The organism is Rathayibacter sp. VKM Ac-2754 (genome assembly GCF_009807095.1).
Classification (GTDB): Bacteria; Actinomycetota; Actinomycetes; order Actinomycetales; family Microbacteriaceae; genus Rathayibacter.
Genome location: NZ_WUCC01000003.1, coordinates 212704 through 228632, shown reverse-complemented (window position 1 = coordinate 228632; position 15929 = coordinate 212704). Strand labels below are relative to the sequence as shown.

The following is a 15929-nucleotide window of genomic DNA, read 5'->3' as shown; positions in this document are numbered from 1 at the left end:
CATGACGAGGCCCCCGGCCATCATCATGCTTGCATTCCCGGAGGCCTCGAAGGAGGTCAGGGCGTGCGCGTTGTCAGTCATGGTCAGAAGTAAAGCGGACGATGACGGAGTGCGTCAACAGATTTCCGCAGGTCGGGGATAATGCGCGGGGTCAGCCGGCCAGGCCGTAGAGGCGGTCGCCCGCGTCGCCCAGGCCGGGGACGATGTAGCCGAGCTCGTTGAGGCGCTCGTCGAGCGAGCCGAGCACGATCGTCACGTCGCGGTCGCCGAACGCCTTCTCGACGGCGGCGAGACCCTCCGGAGCCGCCAGGAGGCACACTGCGGTGACGTCGACGGCTCCGCGGTCGAAGAGGAACTGGATCGCGGCGATCAGCGAGCCTCCGGTGGCGAGCATCGGGTCGAGCACGAAGCACTGGCGGTTCGACAGGTCCTCGGGGAGGCGCTCGGCGTAGGTGGTCGGCTCGAGGGTCTCCTCGTTGCGCGCCATCCCGAGGAAGCCGACCTCGGCGGTCGGGATGAGCTTCACCATGCCCTCGAGCATCCCCAGACCCGCGCGGAGGATGGGGACCACGAGCGGCTGCGGGTCGCTGAGGGCGAGGCCCGTCGTCGTCGTGACCGGGGTCTCGATGGTGACCGAGCGGGTGCGGACGCCGCGGGTCGCCTCGTAGGCGAGCAGGGTCATCAGCTCCTCGGCGAGCTGCCGGAAGGTGGGGGAGGGGGTGCGCTTGTCGCGCAGCACGGTGAGCTTGTGCGTGATCAGCGGGTGGTCGGCTACGTGGACGCGCATAAGCTCAATCTACTTGCCGGCCGTGGTCGGCCGAGCCGGGAGGAGTGGCGCGATGCGCGAGAGCGACCTGCGCCTCCCCGCCGGCTCCGATGCGTGGATGGCGCTGGCGCTCGCCGAGGCGAGGCGCGCCTCCGGATGGGGCGACGTACCGGTCGGCGCGGTGGTCGTCGACGCAGACGGTGCCGTCATCGGCCGCGGGCGCAACGAGAAGGAGCTGCGGACGGATCCGACCGCTCACGCCGAGGTCGTCGCCCTGCGCGAGGCCGCCGCGGCGCGCGAGGACTGGCAGCTGACCGGCTGCACGCTCGTCGTCACGCTCGAGCCGTGCACCATGTGCGCGGGCGCCATCCTCGCCTCCCGGATCGAGCGCGTCGTCTTCGGGGCCTGGGACGAGAAGGCGGGAGCGGCGGGATCGCTGCACGACCTCCTCCGCGACCGCCGCCACAACCACGTGGTCGAGGTCTACCCCGGTGTGCGCGCCGAGGAGAGCACTCGGCTGCTCGTCGACTTCTTCACGGCCCGGCGCTGAGCGGAGGTCAGGCCCCGAGCCAGTCCGCCAGCGCGAGCTCGGTCGCCTCGCGCATCCGGGCGAAGCGTCCGGCGTGCACGTCGTCCTCGAGCGCGTCGGCCCGGTAGCCGGCCTCGGCGGCGTACTCGGCGTCGCCCTCCAGCCAGCGCCCGGCCATGGCGCCCGTGAGCTCGGGGTGGAACTGCACGCCGAGGAGCCAGTCGCCGATGCCGAACGCCTCGACCGGATACGCGTCGGAGGTGGCCAGCAGGGTCGCGCCCGTCGGGAGGTCGAAGGTGTCGCCGTGCCACTGCATCACGGGCACGCCGGCGAAGTGCCGCAGCGGCGACCGCAGCCCGGCCTCCGTCGGCTCGATCGTGCGGAAGCCGACCTCGCGGGTCGGGCCCGCGTAGACGCGCTCACCGAGCGCGGCGGCGAGGAGCTGCGCCCCGAAGCAGATGCCGAGGGTGGGCCTGCGGTGGTGCAGGCGGTCCTGCAGCAGCGCGATCTCGGGGGTGATGAAGGGGTGGTGGACGGTCTCGTAGACGCCGGCGCTCGATCCGAGGGTGACGACCAGGTCGGGCTCGACGATGTCGACCGAGCCGAGGTCGGTGCCGGCGACCGCCTCGACCTCGAAGCCCTGCGCGCGGAGGATCGGGTCGAGGACGCCGAGTCCGGCGCCCCGCTCGTTGACGATCGCGAGTGCGCGCCGCATCAGCCGGCGCTCCCGGTGCTCGCCGCGCGGTCGACGTCCGGTTCGAGGTAGATGACGCGGGCGGCCGGCACGGCGTCGCGGATCCGCTGCTCGGTCGCGTCGATGCCCGCGGCGAGCTGCGCGACGGTCTCGGCGGCCGGGAAGGCGAGCTTCGCGGCGACGAGGATCTCGTCGGGCCCGAGGTAGAGGGTCCTCATGTGGATGATGCGCTCGACGTCGTCGCCGGCCTCGATCGCGGAGCGGATCGCCGAGGTGTCGACCGGCGTCGCACCCTCGCCGACCAGGAGGCTCTTCGTCTCGACGCCGAGGACGATCGCGACGACGATCAGCAGGGTGCCGATCATGATCGTGCCGATCGCGTCGAACACCGAGTTGCCGGTGATCACCGAGAGGACGACTCCGAGGAGCGCGAAGGTCAGACCGGTCAGGGCGGCGACGTCCTCGAGCAGCACGACCGGCAGCTCCGGAGCCTTCGCGCGGCGGATGAACTGCGGCCACGACTGCGCGCCCCGGGCGGGGTTCGACTCCTTCACCGCGGTGCGCAGCGAGTAGCTCTCGAGGCCGATCGACACGAGCAGGACGAGGATCGGGAGCCAGACGTTCTCGAGCTCGTGCGGGTGGGTGATCTTGTCGATGCCCTCGTAGAGCGAGAAGACGCCGCCGACCGAGAACAGGATGATCGCGACGACGAAGGCGTAGACGTAGCGCTCGCGGCCGTAGCCGAAGGGGTGCTCGTCGTCGGCCGCCCGGCGGGACTTGCGGCCGCCGAGCAACAGGAGCAGCTGGTTGCCGGAGTCGGCGAGGGAGTGCACGCCCTCGGCCAGCATCGAGGCCGAACCCGAGAAGAACCAGGCGACGAACTTGGTCAGTGCGATGCCGAGATTCGCGGACAGCGCCGCGATGATGGCCCTGCTTCCTCCGGATGCGCTCACGTGGTCTCCTCGAGGATCCGAATGCGGGTGGGGCGGTCGGGCCATCCTAGGGAGTCCGGGGCGGCGCGGCGGACCCGCTCGCCTGCGCTTCGTAGGATGTGCGGGTGACCGACGCTCCCGTGCAGCTCCCGTCCATCGCCGTCCTGGGCCTCGGCTCGATGGGCGGCGCGATCCTCTCGGGGCTCCTCGCGCCGGGGGTGCGGGTCGAGGGCGGAGTCCGGGTCACCAACCGCGACTCGGCCAAGGCCGCGGTGTGGGACGACCACCCCGTCGTGACCGCGCTCGCGACCGGCGATGATCCGGAGGCGAACCGCCGCGCGGTCGAGGGCGCCTCCGTCGTGCTCGTGGCCGTCAAGCCGCACATGGTGACGGCGCTGCTCGACGAGATCGCCGAGGCGCTCGCTCCGGGCACGGTCGTGGTGAGCGTGGCCGCCGGAGTCACGGTCGAGACGTTCGAGCGGCACCTGCCCCCGACGGTCGCCGTGCTGCGCTCGATGCCCAACACCCCGGCCGTCGTCGGCCGCGCCGTCACGGGGCTGAGCGCGGGCACGCGCTCGAGCGCCGATGATCTCGCCCTGGTGCGCCGGCTGTTCGAGACGGTCGGCGAGGTGGTCGAGGTGCCGGAGTCGCAGCTCGACGCGCTCTCCACGATCTCGGGCTCGGGCCCGGCCTACGTCTTCCTCCTGATCGAGCAGCTCACGGCCGCCGCGATCGCCAAGGGCTTCACTCCCGAGCAGGCCGCGACCATGGTCAACGGCACCTTCCTCGGTGCGGCCGAGCTGCTCGTCGACTCCGGCGAGGACCCGGCCGAGCTGCGCCGCCGGGTCACCAGCCCGAACGGCACCACGGAGCGCGCCGTCGCCGTGCTGCAGGAGGCGGACCTCGCCGCGCTCTTCACCCGCGCGACCGACGCGGCCCTGGCCCGCGCCCGCGAGCTCGCCGCCTCCTGACGCCCCGCCTCAGGAGCCGAGGGCCGCGAAGCGCTCGATGTCGCTGGGGGTGCCGCTGACCACGATCAGGTCGTGGTTCGAGACCACGGTCTGCTCGGTGGCGTAGGTGAACGGCTTGCCGGGGCTCTTCACTCCGACGACCGTCACCCGGTGCTTGCGGCGCACCCCCGACTCGGTGAGGGTGAGGCCCCGGATCGGCTTGGGCGGGTACATCTTGGCCAGCACGAAGTCGTCGTCGAACTCGATGAAGTCGAGCATGCGGCCCGAGACGAGGTGCGCGACGCGCTCGCCGGCCTCGGCCTCGGGGTAGATGACGTGGTTGGCGCCGATCCGCTCGAGGATCTTGCCGTGCGAGCGCGAGATCGCCTTGGCCCAGATCTGCGGGATCTTGAGGTCGACGAGGTTCGCGGTGATCAGCACCGACGCCTCGATCGAGGAGCCGACGGCGACGACGGCGACCTGGAAGTCCTGCGCGCCGATCTGCGCGAGGGCGTCGAGCGAGCGCGCGTCGGCCTGGACGGCGTGGGTGACCCGCTCCGACCACTTCTGCACGAGGCCGGCGTCGGCGTCGACGGCGAGCACCTCGCGGTCGAGTCGATCGAGCTGGCCGGCGGTGGCGGCGCCGAAGCGCCCCAGGCCGATCACCAGCACCGGGGCGTCGTACCTGATGCGGTCAACCAACGATGGGCCTCTCTTCGGGTCGTCTGAACAGCTGCCTGCGCTGGCTGGCGGCGAGCGCGGCGGCGAGTGTCACGGTACCAACGCGCCCCATGAACATGGTCAGCGCGAGCACGTAGACGCCGGACGGCGGCAGCTCGGCGGTGAGCCCCGTCGACAGCCCCGACGTCGCGAACGCCGAGATCACGTCGAACAGCACGTAGTCGAGGGAGGCCTTCGTGATGTGCAGGATGATCACCGACGAGACGGCCACGGTGGTCGCCCCCCACAGCACGACCGAGACGCCCAGCCGCAGCACGTCGTTCGGGATGCGGCGGCCGAACGCCTCCATGTCGTTCACGCCGCGCGCCTCGGCGAACGCGGCGAGGAACAGGATCGCCAGCGTCGTGACCTTGATGCCGCCCGCGGTCGAGGCCGAGCCTCCGCCGATGAACATCAGCATGTCGGTGACGAGCAGACTCGAGCCGTTGAGATCGGGGATCGTGATCGTCGAGAAGCCGCCGGAGCGGGTCATCGTCGACAGGAAGAAGGACTGGAACACGGTGTCGCCCGCATCGAGCGTCCCGAAGGTCTTCGGATTGTCGAACTCGAGCACGATGTACAGCGCCGCCCCGGCGACCAGCAGGATCACGGAGGTGAGCAGCGTCAGCTTGACGTGCACCGACCACTTGCTCGGACGGCGCCAGCCCCGCGAGAGGGCGTAGATCACGGGGAAGCCGATCGAGCCGAGGAACACGCCGATCATCAGGATGCCGAGGAACCAGTAGTCGTCCTCGAACGGGGTGAGCCCTGCGGCGTTCGGCGCGAACCCGGTGTTCGTGAACGCCATGGCCGAGTAGTAGAAGGAGTGCCACACGGCCTCGCCGATCGGGATCCCGTCGATCAGCATCCGCGGGAACAGCAGGAGAGCGACGATGATCTCGATCGCGGCGGCGCTGACGGCGACCGTCGTGAGCAGCCCGCCGATCTCGCCGAGCCGGACCGCCTGGCCCTCGGCGACGGGGCCCGAGTGGATCCGGAGCGGGTTCGAGTCGCTCGCGACCATGAGCTTCGCGCGCAGCCCCAGCCGCCGTGACACGGCCATGCCCATGATCGACGCCAGGGTGAGCACGCCGAGGGCGCCGATGTTGACGCCGATGAAGATGATCGAGTGGCCGAACGCCGACCAGTAGGTGGCCATGTCGACCGTCGCGAGGCCGGTGACGCAGATCACCGACATCGCGGTGAAGAAGGCGTCGTGCAGCGGAGTGACGGTGCCGGTCGTGCTCGAGATCGGCAGGGAGAACAGCAGCGTGAAGACGAGGATGAGCGCCGAGAAGATCAGGATCGCGAAGCGCGACGGCGACCGGCCGGCGAAGTCGTCGATGAGATCGCGGGCCCGCTCGAAGCCCGACCACGGCGAGATCGGGGAGACGCCCACGGGGCTCCGGAACTGCTGTCGAACCACCACGGCGATCCTCCACTCGATCGCGGCCATGCTACCCGGCCCGCACCGCCCTCCCGGGCACAGGGAGTGCGGGCGACTCGCCTGGTCGGCGTGGAGCCGCGCTGACTAGCCTGGGCGGTATGGCTGACATCTTCGCGGTGATCGCGGACGGCACGCGTCGCGACATCCTCTCGATCCTGCTGGAGCAGCGGGAGGCGGGCGATGTGGGCGTCGGAGGCATCAGCGTCTCGCGGATCGTCGCGCGGCTCGAGCTCAGTCAGCCGACGGTGTCGAAGCACCTCAAGGTCCTGCGCGAGGCGGGGCTCGTCACCGTCCGCGAGAGCGGGCAGCACCGCTACTACGCGCTGCAGTACTCGCCGCTCGAGGAGGTGGAGGACTGGCTCCTCCCGTTCCTCTCCACCGAGGAGGTCGACGCCGGACCCGTGCTGCTCGACGCTCCGACCGCGGCGCGGGCCGAGTCGCTCGGCCGCGCGCTGGCCGACCGGACCCATCAGGTCAGCACCGTCGTGCAGGACATCCAGCGCGGCGTGAGCGAGGGCGCGACGAAGGTGGCGGAGGCCCTGCGCATCCGCAAGTGACGCCGGACACGGCGGCACCCGGCGTCGTGTAAGCTCGCGGGAGCCAGTTTTTCGTAAGCGGCCGTCCGTCGGGCGGTCGGCCCCCTGAACGTTGTGAGGTCTTCGTGGGTTCTGTCATCAAGAAGCGTCGCAAGCGTATGGCGAAGAAGAAGCACCGCAAGCTGCTTCGCAAGACTCGTCACCAGCGTCGCAACAAGAAGTAGGCTCGCGCCACTTCCCACTCGAGCGTCCGCCCCACACCGGGGTAGGGCGCTCGTCTGCGTTACGGGTCCGATTCGGACGAAACGGCACGGTGCGCGCCCCGGCCCGGCGTACCCGAGGCTCCCTCTACACTGGCCCGATGACCGACGTGCAGCTGACCCTCGTGGGGAAGCCGGGCTGCCATCTCTGCGACGACGCCCGCACGGTGATCCAGGGGGTCCTCTCCGATCTGGGGAGCGTCTCGGGTGCCCCGGCGGTCGCGCTGTCCGAGCTGTCGATCCTCGACGATCCGGAGCTGCACGAGCAGTACGTCGAGGAGATCCCCGTCCTCCTGATCGACGGGCGCGTCCACACCTACTGGCGCATCGACCCTGTCCGTCTCCGCCGAGCCCTCCTGGAGCACGCATGACCATCCGCCACGTCGTCGCCTGGAAGCTGAACGCCGTCGACCCCGCCCAGCGCTCGGAGCACACCGAGCAGATCTCGGACGCCCTGCGCAGCCTGCTGCCGATCATCCCCGAGATCGAGTCGATGACCATCGGCAAGAACGCGCTCTTCCCCAAGGACAACTTCGACATGGTGCTGGTCGCCGACTACGCCGACGCCGACGCGCTGAACGCCTACGTCGAGCACCCCGACCACCGACGGGTCGCCGGCTTCATCCGGCCGCTCGTGCGCGAGCGCGCCTGCGTCGACTTCGAGGTCTGAGCTCATGGCACGGCCCGCGGCCGTCGCGTGGTCTCGGATGGTGTGCGGCCGTCGCGTGAGTCGATGACGGCCTGACCCGAGCGGTTGGGGCCTGAGCCGTGACCGGAATGTTGTAGACGGCACTCGCTCAGGGGACCCGATTTCCTTCGGCTGTCCCCCGAACGCGCATAGTCTCTTCACGGGGAGACAGCTCCCCGTCTCCGGGGTGCACGCCGCGCCTCGGCCGGGGGAGGAACATCCATGTCACGTCAGCGTCGCCGTACAGCGGCCTCCTCGGTCGTCCTCGCGGTGCTCCTCGCCACCCTCGCGCTGCCCTCGGCAGCACAGGCCGGCGAGCTCGTGCCGTCCGACCCCGCGTCGTCGGTCCTGACCGAGCCCGTGGGGCCGATCCAGGAGGAGCAGCCGACGGAGCCTCCGGTCGAGGAGCCGCCCGTCGTCGTGCCGCCGATCGAGGAGGAGCCGCCGGCCCAGCCTCCGGTGGAGGAGCCGCCCGTCGTCGTGCCGCCGATCGAGGAGGAGCCGCCGGCCCAGCCTCCGGTGGAGGAGCCGCCCGTCGTCGTGCCTCCGATCGAGGAGGAGCCGACCGCGCCCACGCAGCCGACTCAGCCGCAGCAGCCGAGCCAGCCCAATCAGCCTGCACAGCCCAATCAGCCCGATCAGCCCGCCCAGCCGTCCAGTGGCACGGGCGGCAACGGAGGCACCACGGGCGGCGGAACCACCGGCGGAGGCACCACGGGCGGCAACGGAGGCAGCACCGGCGGTACCGCGACGACCGAGGCGGGCTCCGCACCGCCCCGCGCGTCGGCTCCGGGCCGCACCCTCCTCTCGACGTCCGCCGCGGACCCGGCAGCGGCGCCCGCGCCAGCGGCCGAGGGCCAGCCCGCCACTGAGGCGAGCACCCCCGCCGTCTCGGTCTACCTCACGCGCGATGCCGGGGTCGATCCCGGAGCGCTCACCGTCGACCTCGCCCGCTTCTACGGCGTCGGCGTCGCCTACGCCGGGTTCCAGCGCGAGGAGACCGCCACCGCGTCGCTCCGTGCGCCCGCCGGCACCGAGACGGCCCTGACCGTCACCCGCGAGGACGGAGCGGCCTTCAGCACCGGTTCGGCCGCCGTGCCCGCGGCGGCGCTCGCCGCGATCGGCGCGTACTCGGTCACCATGACGGGCGACCGTGGATCGAGCGCGACGACGACGTTCACGCTCGTGTCCTCCTCCGGGCCCGGCGTCCTGGTCGAGCCCCGACAGGTGAGCGGCGAGCAGGCGGAGGCGCCGCGCGGCGCCGTCTGGGGCTTCGGCCCTGTCGAGAGCGTCGCCCTCGCGGCGTACACGACGGCGGGCAAGCGCGCCGACCTCGCCGCCGGCGACCTGGCGGTCCGCGTCGACGCGCTCGGCTGGTCCGATCTCGCCCTCGGCGACTCCGTCGTGAAGGACCCGACGGCAGAGCTCTACTGCATCGTCGCCGTCGGCTCGGTGTCGGGACGCACGGCGGCCGTGACCGTCGCCTACCCCGAGGGCGCCTCGGCCGCCGAGGTCCCCGAGGCGTCGCAGGTCTGCGGCATCGCGATCACCGCGGCGAAGACCGGTCTGACCTCCGTGCCCAGCACGGAGGGGACCGGCGGTCTGTCGGCCGGCGTCGGCCTCACCATCGGCGCGGGCGTCCTCGTCGCTGCGCTCGTCGCCGGACTCGTGACCGCGGTCGTGCTCCGCCGTCGCCGCGAGAACGACGACCTCCTCATCGGCGGGCCGCTGCCGCACCCCACGGAGGAGTAGGCGCGTCACCTTCAGTGGTGAGTGAAACGCCTGCAGCGGTGAGTCGTAGGCCTACGGCCGCGGCACTGCATGCTGGTCGAGCTCGCAGCCCCGCAGGGGCGTATCGAGACCCACGAGCGTCAGCAGAGGGGGCTTCTGCCCTTGTCTTCTGACGGACGCGGATCTCGATACGCCCTCTTCGAGGGCTACTCGATCAGCATGGAGGGGGCGAGCTCGCTGGTCGAGTAGCCGCCGCAGGCGGCGTATCGAGACCCGTCTCCCTACGGACGTCCCTCGGCAGTCGGCCTGGGCTCAGCCGAGGGCTGTGAAGCGCAGCAGGATCGTGCGGGCCTCGGGGCGCAGCTGGAAGTCGGGCCAGACGTCGGGGCCGCAGGCGCGCGAGCCGAGGCCGTGCTGGGCCGCGTCGATGGTCAGCACCGAGCGGGTCGACGGCGGGAGCTCGTGCGGGTGCGCGGCCGCCGTCAGCTCGTGCGCCGTGTAGCGGGAGAGCGTGAAGCCGGGGAGTCGGCCGTGCAGGTCGGCGGCGGCCTCGATCCGCAGGCGCGGCGAGCCTCCCTCGCTCAGGATCAGCTCGCGCACCGCGCTGCGGTGCCCGTTCTCCTGCGGCCGGGCGTAGGTCGTCGAGAGCTCGTCGATGCCCGCCGAGAAGCGGCCGACCCGAGCGGCGCGCAGGCTGTCGGGGTACGACTCCCGGGGCCCCGTGCCGAACCACTCCGCGGAGTCGACGGATGCCGGGAGGTCGAGCCGGATCCCGAGCCGCGGCCAGACCGAGCCCCAGCCGCGCGTGGGTGCGAGGTCGACCCGCAGCACGGCGGCGTCGCCGTCGGTGCTCCAGCGCTCCTCGACCAGGAGCGCCGCGTCGAGGTCGGCGGCCGACCAGCGCGTGCGCCGACGGACGCCGTCGGAGGTGTCCACCTCCTCGATCCGGCCGACCAGCCGGTCGAGGCCCGCCCCCCTCCAGAGCGAGGCGGAGGAGGGCGCGTCGGTCCCGCGTCCGTCGCCCGCCCACGGGTCCTCGTCGAGGTAGCCCGGGAATCCGGCGCCCTCGTCGTTGTCGGTCGGCGCCCGCCAGAGCTCGGCGCGCGGACCGTCGACCGCTAGTCCGGCGAGGGAGGCGAGCCGCCCGTGCCGGAAGCGGGCCGGGCCGAGGGCACCGGAGGCGTCGAGCGCTCCTCCGGCCCGCGACCGCGCCCACGAGGGGGTCGCGGCGGGAGCCGAGATGCGGCGCTGCCCCGTGGCGAGGACGTGGCCCTCCTCCGCCCAGGCGGTCGCCGAGGCGAGGACGACGTCGACCGTCAGCCAGGTCTCGCCGCCGATCGGCGCATCGACGGCGGGAAGCGGGAGCCGCGCGGAGTCGCCCGCCGCGATCGCGGAGGTGTCGAGGGTCCCCTCCGCCGTGACCCGCCCCTCGATCTCGAGCCGCCAGGCGAAGCGGAGATCGGCGGTGGAGGCGACGTGCCGGCGGTTCTCGACGACGATGGCGTCCGCCTCGACGCTGACGCGAACGGGCGACACGATCTGCTTCCACTCGAACAGGCCGGGGCTCGGCGTGCCGTCCGAGAGCACCATTCCGTCCATCACGAAGTTGCCGTCGTGCACGACCTCGCCGAAGTCGCCGCCGTAGGCGTAGTACTCGACGCCGTCGGCGGTGCGCGCCCGGAGGCCGTGGTCTCGCCACTCCCAGACGAAGCCGCCGTGCAGGCGCGGGTGGCGGTCGACGAGATCCTCGTACTGGTCGATGGCGCCCGGTCCGTTGCCCATCGCGTGCACGTACTCGCAGAGCAGGAACGGCTTGGTCCGCTGGCGCGCCGACTCGCCGGCCGTGCAGCCCAGGAGGATCGAGCGCGAGTCGTCGCGGCCGATCCGCTCGGTCTCGGGGATCGAGGAGTACATCCGCGAGTACACGTCGGTGTAGGCGCCGGTGTGGTCGCCCTCGTAGTGCACGGGGCGCTCGGGGTCGCGGCCGTGCACCCAGGCCGACATCGCGGCGAGGTTCGCGCCGGTGCCGGCCTCGTTGCCGAGCGACCAGATCACGATGCTCGGATGGTTCTTGTCGCGCTCGAGCGTGCGCTCGATCCGGTCGAGGTACGCCTCGCGCCAGGCGGGGTCGTCGCTCGGGTTGCCGGCCCAGCCGTAGCGCTCGAAGCCGTGGGTCTCGAGATCGCACTCGAGGATCACCCAGAAGCCGAGCTCGTCGGCGAGATCGAGCAGGCGCGGGTGCGGCGGGTAGTGGCTGCTGCGGATCGCGTTGACGTTGAAGCGCTTCATCATCGCGAGGTCGGCGCGGGCGAAGTCCTCGTCGAAGGCGCGACCGCGATCGGGGTGCGTCTCGTGCCGGTTCACGCCGTGGAAGACGACGCGGGAGCCGTTCACGAGGAACCGGTCGCCTCGGATCTCGATCGTGCGGAAGCCGATGCGCAGCGACACCGTCTCGCCCGTGGAGGCGAGCTCGGCGTCGTACAGCCGTGGCACCTCCGCCGACCACGGCTCGACGACGGGCACGTCGATCGGCGCGACCTCGTCGGCCGTGGCCCAGACCGTCTCGATGCCCAGCTCGGGGACGCGCAGCGTGACGGGGAACGCCGATGCCTCGGCCCTGATCTCGGTGTCGAGCCGGCCGGCGCCCGCGGCGTAGGAGGCCCGCACCCAGGCGTCCTCGATCCCGCCGACAGGACGTGCGAGCAGGTGCACCGAGCGGAAGATCCCCGGCAGCCACCACTGGTCCTGGTCCTCGACGTAGCTCGACGCCGACCACTGGTGCACGCGCACGACCACGAGGTTCTCACCCGGCCGCACCGCCGCGGTCACGTCGAACTCCTGCGCGAGGCGGCTGCCGGATCCGATGCCGATCTCGACGCCGTTGACCCACACCCGGTAGCGCGACTCGACCCCGTCGAAGCGCAGGACGACGGCCTCGGCGTCGCCCCACGACTCCGGGACCTCGAACGTGCGCCGGTAGTCGCCCGTCGGGTTCTCGTCGGGCACGAAGGGCGGCTCGGTCGCGAAGGGGAACTGCACGTTCGTGTAGGCGGGGCGGCCGTAACGGCCGTCGCCCTCGAGGACCCAGTGCGCAGGAACCGTCATCAGATCCCAGTCGGAGTCGTCGAAGGACTCGCCCCCGACGTCGTCCACTCCCTCGCCGTCGGGCAGCACCCCGAGACCCCCGAGCGTTCCCGGAGCGGCGGGGAGCAGGCGGAACCGCCACTCCCCGTCGAGCGAGAGCGAGGGAGCATCGGTGTGCAGCCACGACCGGGCGGGCCGGCGGAGGCCGGATCCCGGGGCCGTGTCGGTGAGGTAGTGGGACGTCGTCGGGGGAGTCGTCACTTCACGGAGCCTTCCGTCAGGCCGCCGCGCCAGAAGCGCTGCAGCACGATCATGGCGATGGCGAGCGGGATGATCGACAGCAGCACGCCGCCGGTCGTCAGCTCGTAGAACTCGGGCAGGCGATCGACCTGACTGAGCCAGTTGTTGAGGCCGAGCGTGATCGGGAAGAGCTCGGTGTCCGAGAGCATCACGAGCGGCAGGAAGTAGTTGTTCCAGATCCCGACCAGCTGGAAGAGGAACACGGTCACCAGGGCCGGGGTGAGGATGCGCAGTCCCAGCGTGTGGAAGATCCGCAGCTCGCCCGCCCCGTCGATCCGTGCCGCCTCGATGATCGCCGTGTCGACCGTCGCCTGCGCGTAGATGCGGCAGAGGAAGAGGCCGAACGGCGAGACCAGCGAGGGGATCAGCACGCTCCAGTAGGTGTTCGCGATCCCCATCTGGCTGAAGAGGAGGAACAGGGGGAGCGCCGTCGCGGTCCCCGGGACGAGGACGCCGGCGAGGATCGTGCCGAAGACGAGCTTGCTGCCCTTGAACTCGTACTTCGCCAGCGCGTAGCCGCCGGCGGCCGCGAGGTAGGTGGCGAGCAGGGCGCCGACTCCGGCGTAGAGGACGGAGTTGAGGAACCAGCGGACGAAGATCCCGCCGTCGTAGGTCAGCACCTGGCGGAGGTTGTCCCAGAGCGCGAAGGTCGGCGCGAACCAGAAGCCGTAAGTGGCGAAGAGGTCCTCGGTGGTCTTGGTCGCCGCGACGACGACCCAGTAGACGGGGACGAGGAAGTAGACCGAGACGATGACGAGGATCGCGGTGACGATGATCGTCGAGGCGCGGTTGCGGCCCGCCGATCGGTCGGGGCCGCGGCCGGGCCTCGCCGGGCGGTCGGCGGTGACCACTCCGGTCGTCGTGGTGGGCTGCTCAGTGCGCTCGACCGTGCTCATGAGGACTTCCTGTTCGAGATCGAGAGGAACGTGAACGAGAGGATGAACGCGACCAGCGCGATCAGGACGGCCTGCGCGGCGGCGACGTTGTAGTCGTTGTAGGCGAACGCGGTCGTGTACGCGCTGAGGTTCGGCGTGTACTGGCTGTCGATGGCCGGGGCGACGGTCTTGAGCACCTGCGCCTCGGCGAAGAGCTGCAGCGTGCCGATGATCGAGAAGATCGTCGTGAGCACCAGGGCGGGGCGGATGAGCGGCAGCTGGATGCTGCGCGCGACGCGCCAGGTGGACGCTCCGTCGACCTTCGCGGCCTCGTAGAGCTCGACCGGGATCGCCTTCAGCTGAGCGACGATGATCAGCATGTTGTAGCCGGTGTAGCTCCAGAGCGAGATGTTCGCGATCGACCAGAGCACCGAGTTGGCGCCGAGGAAGTCGGGCTCGAGGCCGACGACGTTCGCCGCGTCGATGATCGGGCTGAGCCCCGGGACGTAGAGGAACGACCAGAGGATCGTCGCGATCACTCCGGGCACCCCGTAGGGCAGGAAGTACGCGGCGCGGAAGAAGCCGGGCATCCGCGCGGACGCCGACTCGAGCATCAGCGCGAGCACTGTGCAGAGCGCGATCATCACCGGGACCTGCACGAGGCCGAAGAGGAACATGCGGCCGATGGAGGCGATGAAGTTGCCGTCGGCGAGGGCCTGCGCGTAGTTGTCGAAGCCCGCGAACCCGCTGGTGACGCCGGCCTCGCCGAAGAGGCCCGAGCGGGTCACCTTCGTGAAGCTGGAGCCGATGGCGACGACGATCGGGATGATGAAGGTGAGGACGAAGAGCGCCAGGAACGGCGCCAGGAGGATCCACGGGGCGCGGCCGACGGCGCGGCTGCGATTCGCCGGTCTTCCCGAGGTGGCCGCGACCGCGGCGGCGGCGGGGGACGTCGTGGTCGTCATGCCGATGCCTTCCTGATGCTGAGGCCCTTGTTCTCGAAGACCGTGATGATCTGGTCCTCGGCCTCCGCGACGGCGTCGACGAGGGACAGCCCCGACGCCTTCTTGCGGAAGCCGTCGCTGAGGATGTTGAACGACTGCTGGGTGACGGGCCACCACGACCAGTCGGGGTTCTGCTCCTCGGAGGCGGGCACGAGGACGTCCTCGTAGTAGTTCTCGCCGCTGAAGAACTCGCTCGGCTCCTGCCGGGTGGTGCCGATCTCGCCGACGGCGGGCGACCAGCCGATGCCGCTGTTCGCGATCATCGCGTCGATGCCCTCCCGGGAGGTGGTCATCCAGACGGCGAACTCGAGCGCCTCCTGCGGATGCTCGCTGCTCGCGAAGATCGCGGCCGTCGAGCCGCCGAGGTAGCTCGAGCCGTAGCCTGTGTCGCCCCAGACCGGCATCGGCGCGACCCGCCACTTGCCGCTGCCTCCGCTGACGCCCTGGATGAGGGCGTCGCCCCAGCTGCCGGTGGTGCAGGAGGCGATCCCGCCGTTCGCGGCGGCCGCGAACCACGCGGGGGAGTAGGCCCCGTACCCGGTCTGCACGAGGTCCTGGTCGATGGCGATGTCGAAGAACTGGGCCACCTTCGTCGTCGCCTTGTCGGTCATGTCGATGACCCAGCCGTCCTCCTCGGCCGTGAGCCACTTGGCTCCGGCCTGCGTCGCGAAGGCGGCGAAGACCGAGGCGTCGGCGAGCGGGAAGCAGTCGATGTAGGAGTCGATGCCGCGGAGCTCGGTCGCGACCGCGGACCACTCGTCCCAGGTGGCGGGAGGCTCCGCACCGACCTGGGCGAAGACCTCTGGCTGGTAGAACATCGCCATGGGGCCGCTGTCCTGCGGGATCCCGTAGACGCCTCCGGTGTAGCTGACCTGCCCCCAGAGGGTGGGGTCGTAGCGGTCGGCGTACTGCTCGGCGCCGTAGCGGTTGAGGTCGACGAGCCCGTTGACGAGCATGAACTCGGGCAGCGAGCGCATCTCGACCTGGCCGATGTCGGGGCCGCCGCCGGCCGCGAGGGCCGAGTAGAGCTTCTGGTAGCCGCCGGCGTTGCCGCCGGGGATCCAGACGGCGTCGACCTGCACGTCGGGGTGCGAGGCGTTCCAGACGTCGCAGACCTTCTGCAGGTCCTTGAGCCAGGCCCAGTACTGCAGCCGGATCGGGCCGCTCGCGGCGGGGATGGCCGCCGCCGAGTTGACCGAGACGGTGCCGGGGGTGGCGCAGGCGGTGAGCCCGGCGAGTGCCGCGGTGCCGAGTCCGGCGGCGATGAGCTGTCTCCGTGTGAACGGTTCCACTGTCCCTCACTTCATCGTGGTGGAGTTCCGGGCCTCTCTGCCGCGGATGATCGGGACGCTATCACAATGTCGAGTACCTGCTCGAAATTCGTTCCGCAACCGTGACGCCCGGTGGGCGGAG

Annotated in this window: 16 protein-coding genes; 7 read left to right on the top strand and 9 right to left on the bottom strand. The window is 71.1% G+C overall.

Going from position 1 to position 15929, the window contains the following annotated elements:
• Nucleotides 1–151: 151 nt before the first annotated feature.
• Entirely contained in the window at nt 152–787 is a 636-nt protein-coding gene (gene upp, locus GRS92_RS06605; protein ID WP_056041421.1) for a uracil phosphoribosyltransferase, read from the bottom strand.
• A gap of 52 nt (nt 788–839) precedes the next feature.
• Between upp and tadA the strand changes: the two genes are divergently transcribed.
• Nucleotides 840–1316: a tRNA adenosine(34) deaminase TadA gene (gene tadA / locus GRS92_RS06600; protein WP_235021848.1), complete on the top strand. Its 477-nt coding sequence runs from the start codon at nt 840–842 to the stop codon at nt 1314–1316.
• A gap of 7 nt (nt 1317–1323) precedes the next feature.
• On the opposite strand, the gene GRS92_RS06595 is transcribed toward tadA, so the two are convergent.
• Together GRS92_RS06595 and GRS92_RS06590 are read right to left on the bottom strand one after the other, a co-directional pair.
• Nucleotides 1324–2010 carry a glutamine amidotransferase-related protein gene (locus GRS92_RS06595; RefSeq protein WP_159854476.1) on the bottom strand — a complete coding sequence of 229 codons (687 nt, stop codon included), beginning with the start codon at nt 2008–2010 and terminating at the stop codon, nt 1324–1326.
• Nucleotides 2010–2942 (bottom strand): cation diffusion facilitator family transporter, encoded by a 933-nt coding sequence (locus tag GRS92_RS06590; protein ID WP_159854474.1) that lies wholly within the window; start codon nt 2940–2942, stop codon nt 2010–2012. The genes GRS92_RS06595 and GRS92_RS06590 overlap by 1 nt, the downstream gene beginning before the upstream one ends.
• A 104-nt stretch (nt 2943–3046) precedes the next feature.
• On the opposite strand from GRS92_RS06590, the gene proC reads away from it, so the two are divergent.
• Nucleotides 3047–3892, top strand: coding sequence for a pyrroline-5-carboxylate reductase (gene proC, locus GRS92_RS06585; RefSeq protein WP_159854472.1), 846 nt, complete (start codon nt 3047–3049; stop codon nt 3890–3892).
• 9 nt (nt 3893–3901) lie between these two features.
• Here the strand turns inward: proC and GRS92_RS06580 are convergent, their stop codons facing one another.
• Both GRS92_RS06580 and GRS92_RS06575 read right to left on the bottom strand, forming a co-directional pair.
• Nucleotides 3902–4573, bottom strand: coding sequence for a potassium channel family protein (locus GRS92_RS06580; protein ID WP_055790397.1), 672 nt, complete (start codon nt 4571–4573; stop codon nt 3902–3904).
• Entirely contained in the window at nt 4566–6047 is a 1482-nt protein-coding gene (locus GRS92_RS06575) for a potassium transporter TrkG (RefSeq protein ID WP_159854470.1), read from the bottom strand. Before GRS92_RS06575 ends, GRS92_RS06580 begins: the two co-directional genes overlap by 8 nt.
• Before the next feature lie 89 nt (nt 6048–6136).
• Here GRS92_RS06575 and GRS92_RS06570 point away from each other — a divergent pair, with 89 nt between their 5' ends.
• From GRS92_RS06570 to GRS92_RS06550, 5 genes are all read left to right on the top strand, one after another.
• Nucleotides 6137–6595 (top strand): ArsR/SmtB family transcription factor, encoded by a 459-nt coding sequence (locus GRS92_RS06570; RefSeq protein WP_159854468.1) that lies wholly within the window; start codon nt 6137–6139, stop codon nt 6593–6595.
• A 104-nt stretch (nt 6596–6699) separates the two neighbouring features.
• Nucleotides 6700–6798 (top strand): 30S ribosomal protein bS22, encoded by a 99-nt coding sequence (locus tag GRS92_RS06565; protein ID WP_003792170.1) that lies wholly within the window; start codon nt 6700–6702, stop codon nt 6796–6798.
• 137 nt (nt 6799–6935) lie between these two features.
• The gene (locus GRS92_RS06560; RefSeq protein ID WP_159854466.1) at nt 6936–7205 is read left to right on the top strand and encodes a glutaredoxin family protein; all 270 of its coding nucleotides are present in this window, start codon (nt 6936–6938) and stop codon (nt 7203–7205) included.
• Nucleotides 7202–7504 carry a Dabb family protein gene (locus tag GRS92_RS06555; RefSeq protein WP_159854464.1) on the top strand — a complete coding sequence of 101 codons (303 nt, stop codon included), beginning with the start codon at nt 7202–7204 and terminating at the stop codon, nt 7502–7504. Before GRS92_RS06560 ends, GRS92_RS06555 begins: the two co-directional genes overlap by 4 nt.
• Nucleotides 7505–7744: 240 nt before the next feature.
• Nucleotides 7745–9274 (top strand): hypothetical protein, encoded by a 1530-nt coding sequence (locus tag GRS92_RS06550; protein WP_159854462.1) that lies wholly within the window; start codon nt 7745–7747, stop codon nt 9272–9274.
• 291 nt (nt 9275–9565) lie between these two features.
• Here GRS92_RS06550 and GRS92_RS06545 read toward each other — a convergent pair whose 3' ends face one another.
• The 4 genes from GRS92_RS06545 to GRS92_RS06530 are packed head-to-tail and all read right to left on the bottom strand — an operon-like array spanning nt 9566 to nt 15808.
• Nucleotides 9566–12598, bottom strand: a complete 3033-nt coding sequence (locus GRS92_RS06545) for a glycoside hydrolase family 2 TIM barrel-domain containing protein (protein ID WP_159854460.1) — start codon at nt 12596–12598, stop codon at nt 9566–9568.
• Entirely contained in the window at nt 12595–13533 is a 939-nt protein-coding gene (locus GRS92_RS06540; protein WP_159854458.1) for a carbohydrate ABC transporter permease, read from the bottom strand. Before GRS92_RS06540 ends, GRS92_RS06545 begins: the two co-directional genes overlap by 4 nt.
• Nucleotides 13530–14477, bottom strand: a complete 948-nt coding sequence (locus GRS92_RS06535) for a carbohydrate ABC transporter permease (protein WP_159854456.1) — start codon at nt 14475–14477, stop codon at nt 13530–13532. The genes GRS92_RS06540 and GRS92_RS06535 overlap by 4 nt, the downstream gene beginning before the upstream one ends.
• Nucleotides 14474–15808, bottom strand: coding sequence for an extracellular solute-binding protein (locus GRS92_RS06530; RefSeq protein ID WP_159854454.1), 1335 nt, complete (start codon nt 15806–15808; stop codon nt 14474–14476). The genes GRS92_RS06535 and GRS92_RS06530 overlap by 4 nt, the downstream gene beginning before the upstream one ends.
• Nucleotides 15809–15929: the final 121 nt, after the last annotated feature.

What these genes read in the sequence shown, in the direction of transcription:
- GRS92_RS06555 (WP_159854464.1), top strand. Translation starts at nt 7,202, where the DNA reads ATGACCATCCGCCACGTCGTCGCCTGGAAGCTGAACGCCGTCGACCCC.
- GRS92_RS06560 (WP_159854466.1), top strand. Translation starts at nt 6,936, where the DNA reads ATGACCGACGTGCAGCTGACCCTCGTGGGGAAGCCGGGCTGCCATCTC.
- GRS92_RS06540 (WP_159854458.1), bottom strand. Translation starts at nt 13,533, where the DNA reads ATGAGCACGGTCGAGCGCACTGAGCAGCCCACCACGACGACCGGAGTG.
- tadA (WP_235021848.1), top strand. Translation starts at nt 840, where the DNA reads ATGCGCGAGAGCGACCTGCGCCTCCCCGCCGGCTCCGATGCGTGGATG.
- GRS92_RS06575 (WP_159854470.1), bottom strand. Translation starts at nt 6,047, where the DNA reads ATGGCCGCGATCGAGTGGAGGATCGCCGTGGTGGTTCGACAGCAGTTC.
- GRS92_RS06550 (WP_159854462.1), top strand. Translation starts at nt 7,745, where the DNA reads ATGTCACGTCAGCGTCGCCGTACAGCGGCCTCCTCGGTCGTCCTCGCG.
- GRS92_RS06595 (WP_159854476.1), bottom strand. Translation starts at nt 2,010, where the DNA reads ATGCGGCGCGCACTCGCGATCGTCAACGAGCGGGGCGCCGGACTCGGC.
- upp (WP_056041421.1), bottom strand. Translation starts at nt 787, where the DNA reads ATGCGCGTCCACGTAGCCGACCACCCGCTGATCACGCACAAGCTCACC.
- GRS92_RS06570 (WP_159854468.1), top strand. Translation starts at nt 6,137, where the DNA reads ATGGCTGACATCTTCGCGGTGATCGCGGACGGCACGCGTCGCGACATC.
- GRS92_RS06535 (WP_159854456.1), bottom strand. Translation starts at nt 14,477, where the DNA reads ATGACGACCACGACGTCCCCCGCCGCCGCCGCGGTCGCGGCCACCTCG.